This is a genomic window from Paenisporosarcina sp. NPDC076907 (assembly GCF_050269735.1).
Lineage (GTDB): Bacteria > Bacillota > Bacilli > Bacillales_A > Planococcaceae > Paenisporosarcina.
The window spans coordinates 920,553-941,783 of sequence record NZ_JBNNIX010000001.1 but is presented as its reverse complement, the minus strand read 5'-3'; the positions used below and the strand labels follow the sequence as shown (position 1 = coordinate 941,783).

The 21,231-nt window shown below is 40.0% G+C and carries 18 protein-coding genes and 1 pseudogene; 8 read left to right on the top strand and 11 right to left on the bottom strand.

Annotated features, from left to right (window positions below; translation table 11 throughout):
* Positions 1-12: 12 nt before the first annotated feature.
* Both ACQKEV_RS04590 and ACQKEV_RS04585 read left to right on the top strand, forming a co-directional pair.
* Positions 13-662, top strand: a pseudogene (locus ACQKEV_RS04590) (methionine ABC transporter permease).
* A gap of 18 nt (positions 663-680) precedes the next feature.
* On the top strand, positions 681-1,523 hold the full coding sequence (locus tag ACQKEV_RS04585) for a MetQ/NlpA family ABC transporter substrate-binding protein (protein WP_427443786.1): 843 nt from the start codon (positions 681-683) through the stop codon (positions 1,521-1,523).
* A gap of 179 nt (positions 1,524-1,702) precedes the next feature.
* Here ACQKEV_RS04585 and ACQKEV_RS04580 read toward each other — a convergent pair whose 3' ends face one another.
* Positions 1,703-2,884, bottom strand: coding sequence for an MFS transporter (locus tag ACQKEV_RS04580; protein ID WP_427444826.1), 1,182 nt, complete (start codon positions 2,882-2,884; stop codon positions 1,703-1,705).
* A gap of 323 nt (positions 2,885-3,207) precedes the next feature.
* On the opposite strand from ACQKEV_RS04580, the gene ACQKEV_RS04575 reads away from it, so the two are divergent.
* The 5 genes from ACQKEV_RS04575 (at position 3,208) to ACQKEV_RS04555 (ending at position 9,697) form a co-directional block, all read left to right on the top strand.
* Complete coding sequence (locus ACQKEV_RS04575) at positions 3,208-5,460, top strand: EAL domain-containing protein (RefSeq protein WP_427443784.1); 2,253 nt, start codon at positions 3,208-3,210, stop codon at positions 5,458-5,460.
* Positions 5,457-7,082: a thiamine pyrophosphate-binding protein gene (locus tag ACQKEV_RS04570; RefSeq protein WP_427443782.1), complete on the top strand. Its 1,626-nt coding sequence runs from the start codon at positions 5,457-5,459 to the stop codon at positions 7,080-7,082. The genes ACQKEV_RS04575 and ACQKEV_RS04570 overlap by 4 nt, the downstream gene beginning before the upstream one ends.
* Before the next feature lie 337 nt (positions 7,083-7,419).
* Positions 7,420-8,364, top strand: a complete 945-nt coding sequence (locus ACQKEV_RS04565) for an ATP-grasp domain-containing protein (RefSeq protein WP_427443780.1) — start codon at positions 7,420-7,422, stop codon at positions 8,362-8,364.
* A 181-nt stretch (positions 8,365-8,545) separates the two neighbouring features.
* Positions 8,546-9,208 carry an HAD family hydrolase gene (locus tag ACQKEV_RS04560; protein ID WP_427443778.1) on the top strand — a complete coding sequence of 221 codons (663 nt, stop codon included), beginning with the start codon at positions 8,546-8,548 and terminating at the stop codon, positions 9,206-9,208.
* Between the two features lie 270 nt (positions 9,209-9,478).
* A complete protein-coding gene (locus tag ACQKEV_RS04555; protein WP_427443776.1) occupies positions 9,479-9,697 on the top strand; it encodes a hypothetical protein in 219 nt (72 codons plus the stop codon).
* A 571-nt stretch (positions 9,698-10,268) separates the two neighbouring features.
* Here the strand turns inward: ACQKEV_RS04555 and ACQKEV_RS04550 are convergent.
* From ACQKEV_RS04550 to ACQKEV_RS04510, 9 genes are all read right to left on the bottom strand, one after another.
* Positions 10,269-11,936, bottom strand: a complete 1,668-nt coding sequence (locus ACQKEV_RS04550; RefSeq protein WP_427443772.1) for a glycoside hydrolase family 13 protein — start codon at positions 11,934-11,936, stop codon at positions 10,269-10,271.
* 57 nt (positions 11,937-11,993) lie between these two features.
* Positions 11,994-12,806, bottom strand: coding sequence for a carbohydrate ABC transporter permease (locus ACQKEV_RS04545; protein WP_424472839.1), 813 nt, complete (start codon positions 12,804-12,806; stop codon positions 11,994-11,996).
* Entirely contained in the window at positions 12,806-13,666 is an 861-nt protein-coding gene (locus ACQKEV_RS04540; protein ID WP_427443770.1) for a carbohydrate ABC transporter permease, read from the bottom strand. Before ACQKEV_RS04540 ends, ACQKEV_RS04545 begins: the two co-directional genes overlap by 1 nt.
* Positions 13,667-13,753: 87 nt before the next feature.
* Positions 13,754-15,034 (bottom strand): ABC transporter substrate-binding protein, encoded by a 1,281-nt coding sequence (locus tag ACQKEV_RS04535; RefSeq protein WP_427443768.1) that lies wholly within the window; start codon positions 15,032-15,034, stop codon positions 13,754-13,756.
* Positions 15,035-15,194: 160 nt separating this feature from the next.
* A complete protein-coding gene (locus tag ACQKEV_RS04530) occupies positions 15,195-16,280 on the bottom strand; it encodes an ABC transporter ATP-binding protein (protein ID WP_427443766.1) in 1,086 nt (361 codons plus the stop codon).
* A gap of 18 nt (positions 16,281-16,298) precedes the next feature.
* Positions 16,299-17,192 (bottom strand): ROK family protein, encoded by an 894-nt coding sequence (locus ACQKEV_RS04525; RefSeq protein WP_427443764.1) that lies wholly within the window; start codon positions 17,190-17,192, stop codon positions 16,299-16,301.
* A gap of 109 nt (positions 17,193-17,301) precedes the next feature.
* A complete protein-coding gene (locus ACQKEV_RS04520; RefSeq protein WP_427443762.1) occupies positions 17,302-18,987 on the bottom strand; it encodes a glycoside hydrolase family 13 protein in 1,686 nt (561 codons plus the stop codon).
* Between the two features lie 150 nt (positions 18,988-19,137).
* The gene (locus tag ACQKEV_RS04515; protein WP_427443760.1) at positions 19,138-19,344 is read right to left on the bottom strand and encodes a hypothetical protein; all 207 of its coding nucleotides are present in this window, start codon (positions 19,342-19,344) and stop codon (positions 19,138-19,140) included.
* Positions 19,344-20,252, bottom strand: coding sequence for a hypothetical protein (locus ACQKEV_RS04510; protein WP_427443758.1), 909 nt, complete (start codon positions 20,250-20,252; stop codon positions 19,344-19,346). The genes ACQKEV_RS04515 and ACQKEV_RS04510 overlap by 1 nt, the downstream gene beginning before the upstream one ends.
* A 393-nt stretch (positions 20,253-20,645) precedes the next feature.
* On the opposite strand from ACQKEV_RS04510, the gene ACQKEV_RS04505 reads away from it, so the two are divergent.
* Positions 20,646-20,867, top strand: a complete 222-nt coding sequence (locus ACQKEV_RS04505) for a hypothetical protein (protein WP_427443756.1) — start codon at positions 20,646-20,648, stop codon at positions 20,865-20,867.
* A gap of 37 nt (positions 20,868-20,904) precedes the next feature.
* On the opposite strand, the gene ACQKEV_RS04500 is transcribed toward ACQKEV_RS04505, so the two are convergent.
* A complete protein-coding gene (locus ACQKEV_RS04500; RefSeq protein ID WP_427443754.1) occupies positions 20,905-21,063 on the bottom strand; it encodes an aspartyl-phosphate phosphatase Spo0E family protein in 159 nt (52 codons plus the stop codon).
* Positions 21,064-21,231 lie beyond the last annotated feature (168 nt).

The following is a 21,231-nucleotide window of genomic DNA, read 5'->3' as shown; positions in this document are numbered from 1 at the left end:
ACATTATGGGGCATGGAAATTACAACCGAACAACTACTGGTTGGCTTTGGCGATACGCTTTACATGGTCGCTATTTCGCTAATTTTTTGGCACTGATTGGTCTCCCACTTGGCATCTTGCTCGTCATTACACGAAAAGGCCATATCTTGGACAATAAATGGATTTTCAACATCTTGAATCCTGTCATTAATATTTTACGTTCCGTGCCTTTTATCATTTTGCTCGTCGCAATCATCCCTCTAACTAGACTGATAATCGGCTCAGCCATCGGTACGAATGCTGCAATCGTACCACTCGTCTTTTACGCAGCACCGTACATTGCACGGCTTGTCGAAAACTCATTACTCGAGGTCGATAAAGGCATTATCGAAGCTGCACAGTCGATGGGTGCAACAGTTCCACAAATCATCTTGAAGTTCTTGATTCCGGAAGGCTTGAGCTCACTGATTCTCACCTTTACCACTGCAACTATTGGTTTGGTCGGAGCATCTGCCATGGCTGGAGCAGTTGGTGCTGGCGGTGTTGGTGACTTAGCACTGACATATGGATACCAACGTTTTGACACGATGACCATGGTCGTCACAGTCGCAGCACTCGTCATCATCGTTCAATTACTGCAATCAACAGGAAACATGGTTTCAAAAAAAATAAGAAGAAGATAACTATTGGAGGTAGGAAAAATGAAGAAATTCGCATTGGTACTAATTGTATTAACACTAGGTTTGCTGGCAGCTTGTGGCAAGGACGAAGGGAACGCCAAGAATTCAGATACTATCAAAGTTGGGGTTAGTGGCGGTGACACACGGACGTGGGATTATATCGTGGATATTGCAAAAGAAGAAGGCTTGAACATTGAACTTGTTAAATTCAATGACTACATTCAGCCGAACATCGCACTTGCTGAAGGCGAGATCGACGCCAATGCATTCCAAACCATCTCATACTTTGACGAATTCAAAGCGGACCAAAAGTTAGACCTGGAAGCAATTGGTTCAACAGTTATTGCACCAATGGCCATTCATTCAAAAAAACACAAAACGCTTGAAGACTTACCTGAAGGCGCAACAATCGCTTTGCCAAACGAAGGAACAAACTTCGGCCGTGCCCTACTATTGCTTCAAGAAGCTGGACTGATCACTTTGACGGAAGACTTCGAAGGAATTGGCTCTATTGATAAAATTAAAGACAACCCGAAAAACTTAAAAATTGAACCCGTCGCTGCAGGTAACACTCCACGTTTCCTTGACGACGCAGACGCATCCATCATTAACAACAATTTTGCTGTTGAAGCAGATTTAAAACTCGAAGATGCTCTGTTCCATGAAAGCGCCACAGCTAAGCCGTACATTAACATCATCGCAGCTCAATCAGGTGACGTTGACCGACCAGAACTACAAAAACTAGTGGAAATCTACCACTCCGAAAAAGTTGAGAAATTCATCATCGATACATTTAAAGGTAGCTCGATTCCAACATTTGTCTCACTCGAGGAACTAAAAAACTACAAAGACTCTTGGAAATAAAAGAACCAACAAACAGACACTCTATAAAGAAAATAGGCAGCCGAAAATCCAATTTCGGCTGCCCTTTCTTCTATATAATAGATCGAAAAACCAATTACTGCTTTTGGCTGTTGCCAAAAGCCTTTTCTGTTTGTGACAGCCTTCGTTTGAATTACTCCAATTCCAACGAGACACTAAATTCACTCCACAAACACAATGGCTTTATTCCTCTGCCACACGACACTTACCAAAATTGTAATCCATAGTACCACGAATCCTAGCAGGAAGGGAAACAAAATATTGACGTCATATAATACGCCTGCAAGGAGCGGGCCCACTACATTTCCAATGCTCATATAGGCGTTGTTCATGCCCATTGCGAACCCTTGCTCTTTCCCGGCAAGTTTCGATATAAGCGTATTCAATACCGGTCGTAATATGGATGTCGCTAAAAACACGACCAAGGTAATCATAAAGAACAGCACATATGTGGAGGCAAATAAAGATAGGAAGAAACAGACAGCCGTCAGAGCAATAAAGAAATTCAAGATTACACCTTCACCAAATCGGCGAACGAGACGATCCACTACCAGTAGTTGCATGACAACACTGACGATTCCTGTTGACGTTACCATCACAGCAATCTGTTTTGGCGTGGCACCAAATTGATTATCTACAAACAGGCCCAAGACCGACTCATATGCCATCAACCCAAAGCTCATGACGAGTGTAATGACCAGTGGTATGAAATATGGCTTATGTACAGACTGCGCGAGTTTTTTCACCATTGGTTCCTGTTTGACAGGACCTACATCTTCTCCCGCTTCCCTGCTTTCCTTCAATACAATGACAGAGAAAATAACAGAGACCAACGAAACCAATGCAGATACAAGCAATGGCAGCTTCAAGTCATAGTCTGCCAAAAATCCTCCGATGCCTGGACCGATTACGATACCGAGTGACATCGCGGCAGATATGTAACTATTCCCTTTCGCACGTTGATCCATCGTCGTGATATCCGCCACATAAGCGAAAATCGCAGGAATTAATAACGCAGCACCGATGCCACCAATTACGCGCGATGTGTACAGAATCCAAATTGAATCCGAGAAATAAAACACAAACATGGAAAGTGTCAATCCACTTAGACCCGCAATAATCATCTTGCGACGCCCAACCTGATCTGCCCATTTACCGGCAATCGGTGACATGACGAACTGTGCTCCTGCAAAAATGGCAATCATTAGTCCAGCCGCCATGCCCCCTTCGCCGATTGACATAAGATAAGCGGGTAAAATTGGAATGATAATCCCAAAACTCCCGATTGCTATAAACATATTTATCATGAGAACAATTATTTTTTTTCGTTGATCTGGTTGCATAGAAATTCCTCTTCTCTTTGAACATACTTTACTATCTAACCCTATCGATCGTTCTACCGTCAACTGTAATGTTGTTAATATACTAGTCAAAAATATATCACCTCAAAATCAGTGAAAACTTTATTATAATATAGCAACAATTTAATTGTTTTTTTCGACTTTATTCGACTTTATTCATAATTAAGTAGGTAAATTCACCTTTTATCTACTATAATAAAATGGAGAACAAGCTACTATAATACAAAAATTATGTTAGATAATGTAAAACTATCAATAATTCCCTTAAAATTCTGCAATAAATTTATTATAAAGAGGTGATACGAATGCCCGCACAACAATTAAATCGTCAACTAATTGAGGAGTCCAAACTCAGGTGTGAAAAATGGGGATTGGATGCAACCATAATTCCGGATCCGATTGAGATTAGCCAGGAACAACTTCATCAAATTCAAAGAGAGAATAAAGAAGTATTAAAGGTGGTTGAATTTTTCATTCCAGAATTTTTGAAAATGGTAAAAGGAACACCTCTTTTGATTGTTGTTACTGATCATCAAGGTATTATTATGTATATCGAAGGTGACAACACAATTAAAGATGTCATTCAACAGCTTGGCTTTAGACCTGGGGTTCAGTTTACTGAAACTTACAATGGAACGAATTGTATCAGTCTTGCTCTAAACCATAATCTACCGGTTGAAGTAGTAGGTTCTCAACACTATCATGATTTCCTCTGCCAATCGGCTTGTTATTCTGTGCCTTTTAAAGATCATCGTACAAATGGCACTCTCGGAACAGTTTCCATTATGACTGCTTTGAATTTTGAAAATCCTTTGCTCCTTTCATTGCTTTCGATTGTCGGAACGAGTATTGAACGGGAAATCCAATTGCAAGAACAAAACAAAGATTTGAATGTGTTAAATCAAGTGTTAACGGAATCCTCACATACAGCCATGATTTTGACGGATCATTATGGTCGTATTATGGAATTTAATCCATATGCAGAAAAACTGACTGGATTAAAACGTCAGGATGTCCTTAAAAAATCTGCATCTGAACTGACCATTCTTGATGACTGGATTGAAAAGATTATCAAGACGAAAGAAAGTTTTTCTGATATTGAAGTGAAATTCCAGAAACCGAATTCAATTAAAGAAACTATTTGCTTATTTGACGGTCGTCCAATTTATAGTGTTAATCAATATTTTATCGGCACAGTCTGCAGCTTCCGTGATATAACAGAACGCTATGAAAATCAACTACTTATGCAACATCATGCACATCATGATGATTTAACAACATTACCTAATAGACGCTATTTCCATAACTATGTAAATGGCATTCTGAATTTTGCAAATGGCAAAGACATTTCGTTGGCCGTTTTTCTGCTCGATCTTGATCGTTTTAAATTAATTAATGATACGTTAGGTCATGCAAAAGGCGATACGTTACTTGTTGAAATCTCTCAACGATTGAATCATTATTTACTCGAAAAAGGAAAACTGTTTCGCATGGGAGGCGATGAATTTACAATCGCCTTGACCGACTTCAATTCTATAGATGAAGTAAAAAAAATGGCGGACGATATCATTGAAGTTGTTCGTAAACCATTTTTCCTTCAAAATCTTGAGTTTCACGTAAGTACAAGTATTGGAATCGCCCTGTATCCAAATGACGGTTCGGATATTAATACCCTTTTCTTACATGCAGATACGGCTATGTACCGAGCAAAAGATCAAGGGAAAAACGGGTACTGCATCTATAATTCGGATATGAATGAGGAGTCTCTCAAGAAACTCACGCTCGAGTCGGAGCTCGAATTAGCCATAAAAAATAACGATCTAATCCTTCATTACCAACCGCAGATTGACTTGCACACCAATCAGGTTTTGGGCGTAGAAGCCTTACTGCGCTGGAACCATCCTGAACTCGGACTTATTCCTCCAGCAGATTTCATTCCACTGGCTGAAGAAATGGGATTGATGGTGCATCTTGGAGAATGGGTTCTCAATCACGGTTGCCGTCAAATGAAAAAATGGCACGACCAAGGTCTTACGTCACTAAAACTATCCATTAACTTGTCTCCTCAGGAGTTTTTAAAGCAACGTCTTGTGGATAAAGTAAAACAAGTTTTACAAGAAACCGGGCTTGCACCGCATGGCTTAGAACTGGAAATCACCGAATCCATGACGATGGATGTCGTTCGTTCCACTTCGATTTTGGAAGAATTGCATGAGCTAGGTATACAAATTGCCATAGATGATTTTGGTACGGGTTTCAGTTCGCTGAATTACTTGAAGAACTTCCACATTCATCGTTTGAAAATCGACCGAAGCTTCGTTCGAGACATGATGAATGGACCGAAAGATGGTCAAATCGTAAGCACCATCATATCCATCGCCCATGCCTTGAACTTAAAAGTCATTGCAGAAGGCGTCGAAACAAAAGAACAGCTTCACTTCCTTGAAAATTTAAAATGTGACGAAATACAAGGTTACTATTACAGCAAACCTTTATCAGCTAGCGATCTCGAAAAAAAATATGAATTCAATTCATCTAGAGGTGTCATTCATCCATGAAATCAATCGCATCATTATTGGTCGAGCATTTAAAATCATTTCAAGTAACTCACGCATTCGGTATTCCCGGTAAAGCGGTTGTCCCGCTTCTTCTTGCAATGGAAAAGAACGAAATTGAATTTGTATTAAGCAGACACGAGTCGGGTGCTGGCTTTATGGCGGGTGGCTATGCACGCCAAAATAATACACTAGGCGTAGCTGTCGGCACTTCAGGACCAGGTGGAACAAACTTAATAACTGCAGCCGGACAAGCAAAAGCTTATCATCTGCCAGTACTTTTTATTACCGGACACCCTTCAGTAAAAGACTCAGGACGCGCGATGGGACAGGATTCCAGTATCTTTGGAACCGATCTCGTAAAAATGTTCGAACCCGTTACACTCTTCAGCGCGAGAGTCGAACGAGCTGATCAGTTCCAAGTATACTTCCAGCATGCGCTTCAAAAAGCACTCACTGGAACAAAAGGACCGGTTCATTTATCTATCCCTGCTGATGTATTAATGGAAGAAATCGAACCATTCAGTTTGTCACTTCCGGCTTTAGAACCTGCAGTCTCTCCTTATATGGGTGAAGTGAAATCATTGCTGGAGAAAGCAAAAAAACCTCTCCTGTTTATTGGGAAAGGCGTTCATATTTCACAGGCTTATGAAGAAGTGAGCCAACTTTCACTTCAATATAATGTACCAATTATTACAACACCAGGTGGAAAAGGCGCCATCCGTACAGACCATCCTGGACATCTCGGTCCTTTCGGTCTTGGGGGTACGCAAGCAGCAACAGATTATTTAAATGACGGAGTAGACTTGTTAATTGTCATCGGTACAAAACTAACCGATATGACATTAGCGGGCTTTACAATGGACATGATGCCAGAACAAGTAATTCAGTTCGACATTGAGCCCACATTTATTGGTCGGTCGCTTCCTGTTCCTACCTTACCTGTCATCGGAGACGCCAAAACGAATATTCGCGCAATACTTGATCCGACATTTTTAGAAATTGCAGCAACAACTTTCATTGAGAAAGAAGCAACTGAAGTTGAAATTCTTCCTTCCGCAACTGAGAGACTGTCAGCTGTTACAGCCGTCCAATTAATGCGTAAACATCTGCCAGCAGAGACCATCTTGTTTGGTGATGATGGTAGCCATACGTTCTATGCAATTCAGAATTTCAATATTGAACAAGAAGGCACATTCTTTGCAGACGATGTCTTCGGAACAATGGGACATGCCATTGGCTATGCGGTTGGTGCTAAATTTGCAAATCCCGAACAAGCTCTTGCCTGCTTAACAGGCGACGGCTGTATGATGATGCACGGCACAGAAATATCTGTAGCTGTATGTCATGACTTGCAAATTCCATTTATTGTCCTGAATAACGGACGTCTCGATATGGTCGACAAAGGGATGCGCTATAATTTGGGTCGTTCAGTCGGAACGGTATATGAATACCCAGCCAACTTAAGTCTCTTCGGAGAATCACTGGGTGCAGCTTCTTTCCGCTGCTTCACAGCCCAACAAGTTGAAGAAGCCCTGATATTCGCCAATGCGAACAACGGACCAACCGTCATCGAAATCATGGTGGATCCTGAAGAAATTCCACCCACGCTAAAACGAGGATAATTTATTCCCCATAACTCATCGAGTTATGGGGTTTTATTTTAACTTGAGAAAGTTTTTGATGTTTGGAAACTTGTTCCCAGAGAATTTTTGAAACCTATATCATTGAAGCTCCATTCTATCTAGACTTGTGTTTTCCAACGAAATCTCTGTACTGTCCAACGAAACTTCAAAGTTGTCCAATGAAATCTTCATATTGTCCAACTAAACTCTATATTCTCCACCTAGAGAATATCCCTTAAGAGGAATATCAAATTCAACACATTAAATCTCACTTAGTTGACTCATTACCTAGTTATCCTATAGGCTTAATTAAAAGCTTGAATGGGAGGACAAACCGATGAGCAAAGTGTATATTATCCATGAAAATAGTGAGTGGACGGTCCATCTAACCGACCGACTTGATGAACTTAATGTACCTTATGAAGATTGGCATCTTGATCAAGGAACCGTCAATTTAACCGAAGCGCCACCTGAAGGGATTTTCTACAATCGTATGAGTGCTTCATCGCATACAAGAGATCACCGATTCGCGCCGGAACTTACTTCTGCCGTATTGGCATGGCTCGAGCATCACAATCGTATCGTCTTCAACGGTAGTAATGCCCTTCGTCTTGAACTGAGCAAAGTGTTGCAATATACGACTTTGGAAGCGGCTGGAATCAAGACACCGAAAACAATTGCCGCTGTCGGGAAGAAACAAATCATTCAGGCGGCTATTGACCTGGGAGAAAGTTCTTTTATCACAAAACACAACCGTGCAGGCAAAGGACTTGGAGTCCAACTTTTCCACTCAATCGACAGCTTACAGAACTATGTCGACGGACCAACTTTTGAGGAACCTGTCGATGGAATTACGCTGATCCAACAGTACATTAAAGCTCCCGAACCTTATATCACCTGCTGTGAATTTATTGATGGCAAGTTCCAATACGCTGTCAAAGTGGATACATCGGAAGGCTTCGAACTGTGCCCTGCCGATGCCTGCCAAATTGATGACTTGTTTTGTCCTGTGGGCGAAACAGATACACTTCCCACACAACCGAAATTTCAAATCATTGAAAACTTCAATGAACCTATCGTCAAAAAATACGAAGAATTTCTAAAGCAAGCGCGAATCGAAATGGCCGGGATTGAATTCATCCGTGACCAAAACGGTGAAATCTACACGTACGACGTCAATACAAACACGAACTATAATGCTGATGCAGAGAAAATAGCAGGTCATTACAATATGCTAGAGCTCGCAAAAGTGTTGAAAACTGAACTAGAAAAGAACTATTAAATTGAAATAACCAGACACTTTGTGCAATTGTGGAAGAAGAATTTCCTCATGCAATTCCTGGTGTCTGGCATTTTTATGTCCTTGTTAAATGTTGGCACTCTCTCTAAGTAATTTAAGAATTTTCCATAAATATACGAAATTCATGATAAACTAGAATTATCAGAACAGGAGTGATCACACAATGCGCGTAGCAATTTTCGACTTTGACGGGACACTATACCCGCAAGAAACTTTTACTTTAATGATGAACTATATGAAGGAACATCCTATCCATTCCAGAAAATTTAAATCATTTTATCGAGCTTTAATGAAGCCCTACCTTGCGTATAAAATGAAACTATATCCTGAAAACAAAATGAAAGCTAAATCTATGCAGCTCTATCTGGACACATTTAAAGGCATGCACCAAAGTGAAATCGAGGAATACTTTGAGGAAATGTCCCGTGATATGAACAAAGATCTTAACTCTAAAGTCGTCGAACGTTTGCAAAAGCATTTAATCGATGGAGACCATGTCCTGCTGGTATCCGGTGCATTCACCCCGATGCTCAACGAAGTGACCCGCGACTATGCTATTCACAATGTCATTGGCACAGAGATTCCAGTACGTAACGGGATTATTGATACAGACACTGGCATTTACCATATCCAAGGTGAACGTAAAAACGAAATGATCGACAAAGCACTCGAAGGTATGGATATAGATTGGGCAAACAGTTCTGCATACGGCGACAGCATTTCAGACATCACCGTCCTGGAAATGGTCAGCAACCCGGTAGCAGTCCGCCCCGAATCCCGATTGAAAGCAGTAGCCGAAGAACGCAAATGGGAAATCATTTGGTAAAAAACATCTAAACAAGCGACTGAAGAGTTTTCTTCAGTCGCTTGTTTTTTCATAGCCAAATCTATAGTGATTCAGCTACGGGATAATATTTCAGACGTCACCTCTCTTTTTTCACACGTCATCACACTTTTCTCAGACGTCACTTCTCTTTTTTCAGACTTCAACCGCGATTTTTCAGACTAAGACACCTATCGTCAAAGTTCAACGAATAGCCACCCTTCAAAATAGGTCCTTATGATACACTTAAAAGAAAAAAGGAAGTATTCATACATGAAACGTTTTAAATTTGTTATTCCCATCATGGTTGTCGTCGCAGTACTGTCATTGTGGTATTTAGGTAAAGAGTATTCTGAAATACCCCTTGCAACACGTATCTTAATTACAGCAGGTGGATCCGTAGTCTCCGGTATCATCTCCTACTTTATGCTGAAAAATGATGTCCATAAAGTGGATCCAAAACCAGCAGTAACTTTTAATAAAAAGCGTTAATTTTTCTTCCTCATTTTTATTAACATGCAAAACAAAAAGCATCGTATTTTGAACGATGCTTTTTCTTATTCAATCAAATTCTATCGAGACTTCTCAAAAACCTCATAGACACCTTCTTCGTTTGTTTCAACCAGAAATACATCGCGAGCTTCTTTAACCAACAAGAGATTCATCGCTCAAACATGTCTCATCACCAAGTTAACTTGCAGAAACTTTGCAGTACCCGTCACTCACAGAAATGAGCCTGGAGCGATGAGCGGAATGGCTCCCATTCAGGTTTAAAGATTTTAATGCTCTTGTTTTCGCTGCGCTCCTGTTTGGAAAGTGAACACCGTTTCATTGGCATGTACACTTGGGCAATGAGACGTATATTAAGCCGCGCTACCGTTTGTGAAAAATTTATCGATCATTTAGACGTGTTTATCGCTCATACGGAAGATTTATCGCTCATATAAAAGCATTTATCGCTCAAACACATCTCATCACCAAGTTAACTTGGTGAGCCCCACATCACTAACCTCCATACAAAAAAACCTCCCCAAATCGGGAAGGTTTTCACTAAGCTCTCGAATTAATTCATTTTATAAATACGCGTTTCAAATGGTGCCATTTCGAAGCTGTGCATCGCTTCGTGAGGTTGCACGTCGTTGTTCGCCAATAACAAGTTGTCGAATTCAAATGCACGCTCAGCCATTTTATCAACAGAAACGTCAGTTGCGCCTAAGTTTGAAATGACGATTACTTGTTCGTCACCCAATGTACGTGAATACGCGTACACATATTCGTGATCAGGCAACAATAAATCGTATGTGCCATACGTAAAGACATCGTGCGATTTTTTCAACTGAATCATCTTCTTATAAAAATAATAGATTGACTGTTCATCTTTCAACTGGTTTTCAACGTTGATTTCTACGTAGTTTGGATTGATGCCAATCCAAGGAGTAGCAGAAGAGAATCCAGCGTTTTGATCAGCTGACCATTGCATCGGTGTACGTGAGTTATCACGGCTTGATGACCAGATGATGTCCATAATTTCTTCGTGCGTCTTGCCTTCACTCATTTTCGAAGCGTACATGCCTTTAATCGCCACATCGTTGTATTCTTCAATCGATTCGAACTGGACATTGGTCATGCCGATTTCCTGGCCTTGATAAATGAACGGCGTACCTTGCATGAAGAAGTACATAGCTGCAATGGAAGTCGCGCTTTCGTACCAGTACTCTTTGTCGTTCCCCCAAGTGGAGACGATGCGGGCTTTGTCATGATTTTCGATGAACAAAGCATTCCAGCCGTTGTTCTCTAAGCCTTTTTGCCAGCGAGTTAACACGTTTTTAAGTCCTTGAATATCAAGCGTTTTCTTACCTTCAGCATCCCATAAACCTAAATGTTCGAACTGGAATACCATGTTGAATTTGCCGTTTACTTCTCCGACCCATTGATCGATTTCGTCGACGCTGACACCGTTTGCTTCGCCGACTGTCATGATATCGTATTTTGAGAACGTCTCTTGTTTAAGTTCTTCAAGGAATGGTTGAATACCATCAACGTTCATGTACTTTTCCCATGCGTGAATATACGGTTGATCCGTATCGTTTTGCATGTCCGAGAAAGTTTGGTCTTTTTTAATATGGCTGATCGCATCTACTCGGAAACCATCAATGCCTTGATCTAACCACCAATTGATCATATCATAAAGAGCTGTACGCACTTCTGGATTTTCCCAGTTCAGGTCAGGTTGTTTTGTCGAGAAGATGTGCAAATAATATTGCCCGCTCTCTTCATCCAATTGCCAAGCTGATCCGTTGAAAATACTTTCCCAGTTGTTCGGTTCTTTGCCATCTTTGCCGTCACGCCATACGTACCAATCACGTTTTGGATTGTCTTTGGATGATTTGGATTCAACAAACCATTGGTGCTCATCGCTCGTATGATTAATGACCAAGTCAATAATTAGCTTCATGCCGCGTGCATGAACTTCCGACAGCAATTGAGTGAAATCTGCCATCGTTCCGAATTCATCCATGATGTCCTGGTAATCGCTAATGTCATAGCCATTGTCATCATTTGGTGATTTGTACATCGGACAGATCCAGATCACATCTATACCTAAGTCCTTCAGATAATCCAATTTTGAAATGATTCCTTGAAGATCGCCAATGCCGTCTCCATTTGAATCCATAAAACTACGAGGATACACTTGATAAGCAATTGCTTCTTTCCACCAGTTTCTAGTCAAATCTTTACCTCCTTCTGTCTTTCAAAAATAACAGTTCATTTTACTGTTCCATCACAATTACTTCACAGCACCATCTGAAACACCTTTAATAATTTCACGTTGTGCGAAGAAGTACCCGACGATTACCGGAATAATGGCAATGGTCAAACCTGCTAATGCCAAATGCCATTGTTTTGTATATTCTCCGAAGAAGAAGAACATTTTCAATGGAATGGTTTCCATCCCCTCTTGGTTGATGACTAGTGAAGGCAATAAGTAGTCATTCCAGATCCAAATCATGTTTAAGATGGCAACGGTTACGGTAATGGGTTTCAAGATTGGGAAAATGATGTACCAAAACACTTGAAATTTATTTGCCCCATCGATGGTTGCCGCTTCATCCAATGATTTCGGAATCGAATTCAATGCACCGTGGTACAAGAAAATCGATAAACTCGCACCAAATCCTAAATACATGAAAATCAATCCTGCGCGATTTAGCATCTCGAATTTCCCGAAAATCGTAATCAACGGAATCATGACTGATTGGAACGGAATTAACATAGACGCAACCAGCACATAAAAGATCACATTGCTGACTTTACTTTTCGTACGCGAAAGTGCGTATGCTGCCATCGAAGAGAAAATGATGATGATGATTACGCTCAAAGTCGTAATGATGAGGGAATTGAAAAACGTTTGAACAAAATCCAATCGTTCAAATGCTTCTTTGTAATTATCCAGATTAAAGGCTTCAGGTAAACTAAGCGTATTTGAAAATATCTCTTTTTTCGTTTTCAATGAGTTTACAATCATCAAGTAAAAAGGGGCTATCCATAACAATGCTAGAAAAATACCGAGAATTTCAACAGGAAATCTGTATTTTTTCATTACATCTCCACCTCTCTTTTCTTGTTGATATAGACTTGCACGAGCGCAATAATTGCGACAATGATAAAGAAGATAACTGCTTTTGCCTGTGCATAAGCCATTTCATTTTGACCAAATGCCGTCTTGAATATTTCCATCGCCACCATTTGTGTTGAATTGTAAGGACCACCAGACGTTAATGACAAGTTCTGGTCATACAATTTGAACGTGTTGGAAAGCGTTAAAAACATACTGACAGTAAAGGCCGGTGCAACGAGTGGAAAAACGACATAACGGAAACGTTGGAACGCGTTGGCTCCATCAATTTCAGATGCTTCCAGCAACTCTTTTGAGACACCTTCTAAATAAGCGATGTAAATGACCATGATATAACCTGACATTTGCCAGCTCATTAAAATGACAAGACCCCAGAATCCTGTTTCCGTAGTGGACAGCCATCCTTTCAGTCCTTCAATGCCAAAGATTGTACCGATACTCGAAAATACTTTAATGAAAATGAACTGCCAGATAAATCCTAGAATCAACCCACCGATTAAGTTAGGCATGAAGAAGATCGTGCGTAAGAATTTACTCGATTTTATTTTTGAAGTCACAATCAAGGCAAGTGACAGACCGATTACATTAATTAAAATAACCGAGGCAATCGAGAATTTCGTTGTAAACCACAGTGAATCTAGAAACTCTTCATCTTTGAATAACTGTATGTAATTATCAAACCCTACAAATCCACCGGTTTGTATACCGTTCCAATTCGTAAACGAATAATAGACACCGAGTAATAAAGGGCTTATCACAACTAGAGATAATGCCAATAGAACTGGGGCTAAAAATAACCAATAAGACAAATCCCGAGTACGCATAGGTCTACCTCCAATTTCTTGTTTACTTACAGACAAAACAAAGTAGCAGTGGTTGCTACTTTGTTTGTCTTTTCAATCATTTAACTCTTATTTGCGAGATTCTTCCCAAGATTTCTTCGCTGAATCCACAACTTCTTCCCAGCTTGCTTCATCACTTAGATATTTTTGGATGCCAACGCCTAGCTCATCTTGACCCCAACCTGTTGGATAACCCATGAACACCCAACCAATTGTTTTTTCTTTTTCAGCATATTGGTAGATTTCTTTTGAGATTGGATCAGAGATTTTCGTTGCATCATAGCCTTCGTAAGCAGGAATGAATTTAAAGTCGTTCAATACAGCTTCTTTACCAGCTTCAGATGTGTACAACCAATCAAGGAATTTCTTCGACTCTTCTACAACTTTTTCGTCTGCATTGCTATTAACGCCCCAGTACATAGGAATCCCGACTGGTACACGGTCGCCTTCAAAGCCTTCAACAGGAATTGGAAGTAAACCTACGTTGTTGTCCGCGAACTCTTGATCAATGCCAGCGATTGAACCATAAACCCAGTTCCCTTGTTGAATGATTGCTACTTTTTGAAGAGAGAATAATTCTTCTACTTGTTGTGAGTAGTCAAGACTAACTGAAGGTTGAACAGAGTAGTCATTTTGTAAATCTAGAACACTCTTGAAAGCATCACCATATTTGAAATCAACAGTTTTTGCATTGAAAGCGTTCAATACGTTTGAATCAAATTCAGGAGCGATGAAAGCATTTGATAAATGCAAACCAGTTACCCATGTTTCTTTACCAGGTAATGCAAATACCGCTTCAAGACCTAAGTCTTTCTTTTTCGAATCAAGTGTTTTTACTGCTTCTTCCAAGCTTGCAAAATCAACGATTGAAGTTGGATCGATACCCGCTTTTTCGAAAACTGCTTTATTGTAAATCAAGCCGTAACCTTCTTGGTTATATGGTAAGCCCAACACTTTGTCTTCCATTGTTACGCCATCTAAAGATCCGTCCAATGCCGCTTTCGCTGCTGCCGTATCTGTTAAATCAGCTAATTTTTCTTTCCAGTCCGCTACATCTTGTGGTCCACCAACATTATAAATGGCTGGTTCTTTGCCAGATGCAAACTTCGATTTAAGTGCAGCGCCGTAATCTTCACCGCCACCAACTGTCGTGATGTTGATATCCACGCCTTCATTTTCTTTTTCATAAACTTCAGCTAGTTCTTCAAATTGATCTTTAAATTCCACCTTGAATTGGAATACATCAATCTTCACATCTTCACCATTAGAAGAGTCTGATGAACCAGAACTACATGCTGCCAATAAACTTGAAGCCATAAATAATGATGCTAATAATGCCGTTTTTTTCATTCGATTATCCCCCAAAATGGTATTTTTATAGCGTTTGTGAAACCGTTTGCATAAAGCTCTGCAAAAAGTTGTGCAACCGTTTTCATTAATTTGTAAGCCCATCGTATCACATGAAGGTATTTCCTTCAATATGTCTTTTTTTACAATTAAATTACGTCTTTTACTTAATACGTAATTCACTTTCTTTATCGAAAAAGTGTCCTTTTTCTAAGTTGAAAGCAAGATTAACCATATCGCCTGGTTGAAGGTTGCTGCTTGCATCCACACGTGAAATGAATTCTTGATTGTCAATGTTCGAGTAAATCATCAATTCAGCGCCAGTAAGTTCTGATACTTCCACTTTTACAGGTAATGTTGGTGATCCAACCGGTGCTTCGTTCGAAATATGTTCTGGACGAATACCTAAAATCACTTCTTTTCCTTCGTAGCCTTGTTCTTTCAAATAAGTTACATGTGATGCTGGAATTGCCAGAGAAGTTTCCCCAATCACGAATTGGCCATTCACGACTTTACCGTTGAAGAAATTCATGGAAGGCGAACCGATGAAACCACCAACGAATACATTATCCGGCTTATCATACACTTCTTTTGGCGTACCGATTTGCTGAACAAGTCCATCTTTCATAATGACGATACGTGAAGCCATTGTCATCGCCTCCGTTTGGTCATGTGTTACATAAATCGTTGTCGTTTTCAGACGCAAATGCAATTTGGCAATTTCAGCACGCATTTGAACACGTAGTTTCGAATCTAGGTTGGATAATGGCTCATCCATTAAGAAAAGATTGGCATCACGGACAATCGCACGACCCAATGCAACACGTTGACGTTGACCACCTGATAGCGCTTTTGGTTTACGGTTCAAATAAGGTTCCAAGCCAAGGATTTCTGCTGCATTTTTTACGCGTTCTGCAATTTCCGCTTTCGGGAACTTTCGTAACTTCAAACCGAATGCCATGTTTTCAAAAACCGTCATATGAGGATATAGTGCATAGTTTTGGAAAACCATTGCAATATCACGTTCTTTTGGCGGAACATCGTTCATGCGTTTGCCATCGATATAAAAATCACCCTTCGAAATGTCTTCAAGGCCAGCAATCATACGTAACGTTGTTGACTTTCCACAACCTGAAGGTCCGACGAAAACAATAAATTCTTCTTCTTCCACTTTCAAGTCAAAATTCGAAACAGCAGTCACGTTGTTATCATAAATTTTCGATATATTTTCCAACACTAATTTTGCCAATCGATCCACGTCCTTTGCTTAATTTTCTTCTGTCCATACAAGTAAAGCTGCACCAAGCATTCCTGCTTCATTGCCAAACTTCGCTCTTTTTACTTCCAATGGCTTCAGCAACAACGGTTCAAGTGCCTCCAGTAAGTAGGACCACCAGCCATCAGCAGATTCAGATACACCTCCGCCAATTACGACGCAATCCATATCAAGAACAGCTTGGAGTGAACTGATGACAACGGCCAAATCACCCGTGAATTGTTTCGTAAGAGCCAATGCTTTCACATGACCTTCTTGAGCCAATTCGAACATACGATTTGGTGATACAAGCTCATTGTTCTCGTCAACAATGTTCTGTTCAGCTATAAAGCGTCGAAGTGCTGTCCCTGACACATATTGTTCACTGCATCCAGGTCGACCACAAGCACAAACGTGACCATTCGGATATAAAATCATATGACCGACTTCGCCGGCACCGCCGTGAGCTCCATTCATAATGTGACCATCAGTGACAAATCCGCCACCCAGACCAGTTCCAACCGTTAAACAAACCGTACGTCGGAAACCTTTCGCCGCTCCCAGTCGATTTTCAGCAAGACCAGCACAGTTTGCATCATTGTTAACTTCGACTCGAAGTCCCGTCGCTTTTTGTAAAAGCGCTTTCACTTCTGTGCCTTGCCAACCAGGCAATGTTTCGGTTTCGAAAGTGATGACGCCTTGTTCGGCATCAACCATTCCTCTCGTACCGATTCCAATCGCATCAATCTGAGGATGGTTCTGTAAAAATTCCACGATTTTTTCTTCTAAATAAGGATACAGAGGAATCTGAGTTGGAACAACATGATCTTCAATCACTTGTCCAGTCGAATCGACAACGCCGAAACGAATTTTCGTCCCCCCAATATCCACACCAAGGACTACCATTTACTCTTAACCTCCATTTAGCTAAATTCTATTAAACGATGAAGTTATCTTTTTTATCATACATGATTTTAAAGATTCGTCTATATTTGATTTTTTGCTCAATTCATTCCTACTTGGAAGAATAAAAGACCAACGTCTCATAAGGTCGCAAAACAAAGTCATTTAACAATTCAACGGATGAATAATTCTGGGCGATGACCTTACTATTAGTTGAATAGTTTTTCACGACATCTTTTTCCAGAAGTATTTCTTCCTTACTGAAGTTACACAACACGAGAAGGCTTTCTGCTTCAGTTCTGCGTTCATATGCAAAAAGTTGCGGATGATCTTTGTATAGTAAATTGAAATCTCCGTTTGTGATGACATCCAATTGTTTTCTCAAACTGATCAACTGCTGATAATGTGCAAAAATCGACTGTTCCCTCAGTAAATCATTCTCCACATTTATTTCTGTGTATCTCGGATTCACTTCAATCCAAGGTGTTCCCGTTGTAAACCCACCATTTTTTTCGGATGACCATTGCATCGGTGTACGTGCATTGTCGCGACCTTTTGTGTATATAGATTGCATAATTGTATGGTGATCGACACCTTGTTCGATTTTTTCATTATACATATTCAACGTTTCAAGATCTTTGTATTGCTCAATTGTCTCAAACGCCACATTCGTCATGCCGATTTCTTCACCTTGATAAATGTAAGGCGTCCCTTGCATCATATGTAAACAAGTCCCAAGCATTTTTGCCGACTGCACGCGATACTCCCCATCGTCCCCAAAACGCGAAACAATTCGAGGCTGGTCATGATTGTTCCAATATAGACTGTTCCATCCCTTGCCTTGAAGAGACGTTTGCCATTTTTCGAGATTTTCTTTTAGTTCGATCAAATTCAGTGGTTTTAAATCCCATTTTCCGTTTTGTCCACTATCTAAATCCATATGTTCGAAAGTGAAAATCATGTTTACTTCTTTATTTTCCGGATTCGTATAATCGATGGCTTCCTTCGGTGACGCTCCCGGCATTTCTCCAACAGTCAAGACGTCATAATGCGAAAGCACTTCTTGATTCATTTCGTGTAAAAAGTCATGTATTTTAGGACCATTCATGAAGTATGGACTTCCATCTCCGAATGCTTGCCCTTCATTTTTTGCGCCATCAGGCAAGCCCGGAACTTTTGAAATGAAATTGATAACATCCATGCGGAATCCGCCAATTCCCTTATCGAGCCAAAAACGCATCATGTCATATACCGACTGTCTCAATTCTTCATCTTCCCAATTTAGATCAGGCTGTTTTTTTGAAAATAAATGAAGATAGTAGTCCTGTGTTTCCTCATTCCATTGCCAAGCGGACCCTCCAAAAACAGATCCCCAATTGTTCGGTGGCTGCCCGTTTTCTCCTGGTGCCCATATGTAATAATCTCGTTTAGGATTGTCCACACTCGACTTCGACTCAACAAACCACGCATGTTCATCTGAGGTGTGATTGACGACCAAATCCATAATAATTTTGAGATTTCTTTCCTTTGCCGCTTTCAACAACTCATCAAAATCCGCCATTGTGCCGAATTCATCCATGATGTTTTGATAATCCCTAATGTCATAACCGTTGTCATCATTCGGCGAATCATATACCGGACTTAGCCAAATCACGTCTACACCAAGCTCCGCCAAATAATCCAATTTTGAAATGATGCCCTGTAAATCACCGATTCCATCTCCATTTGAATCATAAAAACTGCGTGGATACACTTGATACACAACACTTTTCTTCCACCAGTTCGTTTCTTTAGTCATTTCATTTCCCCCACTTAATTTTTGAAACAAGCGTACCATAAATTTCATTAGATCGAAAATTTTCATTTCTTCATAAATGGATTACAGAAAAGAAACCAGCAACGAATGCTGGTTTGCCAAACTATTTAGTCTGTAAATCGTATGACACAATTAAATGGTGCGAATTCCTCGTATCCCGTTTGCAGTCATTACGCGCAAGGGAGTAGCATTTGAGGGTGAAACGAGATCAAAACAACCAATTCCTTTACTTGTGTAAATCCGTAAAGATGAATCTTTTACATCACTAATTTTGTAAATAGGAACACGAAGCATCCCTTTTGCCGTTTGGATTTTCTGGTATGCGATGGGTGTGGCCATTATAAATCTACCCTTAACCATATTTGCCCGATGGTCGGAGTTGTCGGATCACTCGTAGTTAACGGAATGATATCTCTCCCTTTACTATTGCTAAGATCTCCATTGTTTACGATTCGATTGTAAGGAAGTAAGATTCTAAACTGATTGCCGGAACTGGCCGTTTTAAACTCCACAACAGGATTTGTATGTTTGATGAAATGCAAATCCCACGACATACCATCAAATTGATTTTCCGTTCCTGTAATTGTAACCAGTTTATTTGTATCACTGGATGGTTGGATTTGAAGATTGGTAAAGACATTGCCTGAGCATTCATTTGGTGGCTGTTTTGAGGAGTCCAGCACAATCATATCTGTGCATCCATCGAGGGTAATTTTATCGAATCGATTGGCATTGACCCAAGCTTCACCCGAAGCTGGTTTCACTGCTTGCAAAAATATCCCTTTCGAAAACCTTGAAATGGATATGTTTTCGAAGTTAATATATTGAATTTTACTGCCGTTTGCTCCTGCATATAGCTTGATTGCCGTCCCTCCATTTTTTCCGGACCAATTTGTCAAATACAAATCCTTCACGCACGTTTTTTCATATTGGTATTTTCCATCCAAATAAATAACGTCAGAATTGTAACTTGAACTATTTATTGTAATGAAACCACCTACCAATGAAGCGTCTTGTTGAAGTTCAAACACCCGAAAATTCCCTTGTACGGTATAGTGCGTGGCACGACTTGCTTGCACCTCCACACCTTTTTTTATCACAATTGGCGCATTCAAGGAGTACGTTCTATTCCCACTTACTACAACCTTTTGATTATTCTTTTCAGCAAAATTTATTGCTGCTTGGATCTTTAAAGAATCCGTTGCACCTTGAAAATCGTCCACTAAGATGATTGGAAAATCAGCCATTCAGTTCATCTCCAATAAACCAGTGATTATAGGAGGCGAATCGAATAGCCTCAGAAGTTATAGTTATTTCAGTTACCAAATGTGCAAATCTTGACTCGCATTTTTTCGTTAGAGAATCAAATTTCTCATTTTGATGATATTTACTCATTTATTTTCATTCTCCTTAATTGGAACAAGGCATGCATCTCCCATTCACTTTGTAGATGGCAAAATCCTCGCCTAAAAGATAAACATACATGCCGCTAGCGAATCAGATTTTCATGAATGTATCCTCTACTTATCATATTCAAGTAAATCTATTAAAATTGAGTAATTTGATAGCTGAAATGAAAAAATACCACGACTCTTGGTTGGAATAATGGACGGTGACGTAGGGATATTTGGCGTTGAAATATGAATAATCGAGGTCACGTAGGAATTATCGGCGTTGACGTAGGAAAAATCGACGTTCACGTAGGAGAAATTGGCGTCCACGTAGGAGAAATCGACGTTGACGTTGTAAAAGCATCTTTTGGCGTTCTCGGCAACACCAATGCCTTCGATCTCACAAGGACATATTCTGTTTTCTTTGTGCAAAAGTTATGTTTTTTAGATATAAAAAAAGAATCTTTATAAAGCGGGTGGCTTCTAGATTCCTTTTTAGTGTATGCAATTAAATTCCTTGGTATTTATTCAACAATGTATCAAGCTCTTGGCTGCATGCGACTACGCTTGAATGCGTAAAACCAAAATGCTTTGCTTTATAATACATAACTCTCCTCTTAATATTGATTTGCCCAAGCAAAAGCACTTTCATGTGTAAATTTGTCATGAGTAATCCTTTCCTCCATTTAATTATATATGGTATTTTTTGTCTGAATTTTGTGGAGCTTGTATGCTCAAGAATCATCATAACTAATTGCTTTTGTAAAAAAATGTCGGTTTGCGGAGGGAAATTAATAATTCACTAATTTGTCACATTTATAATGTATTATTTCAA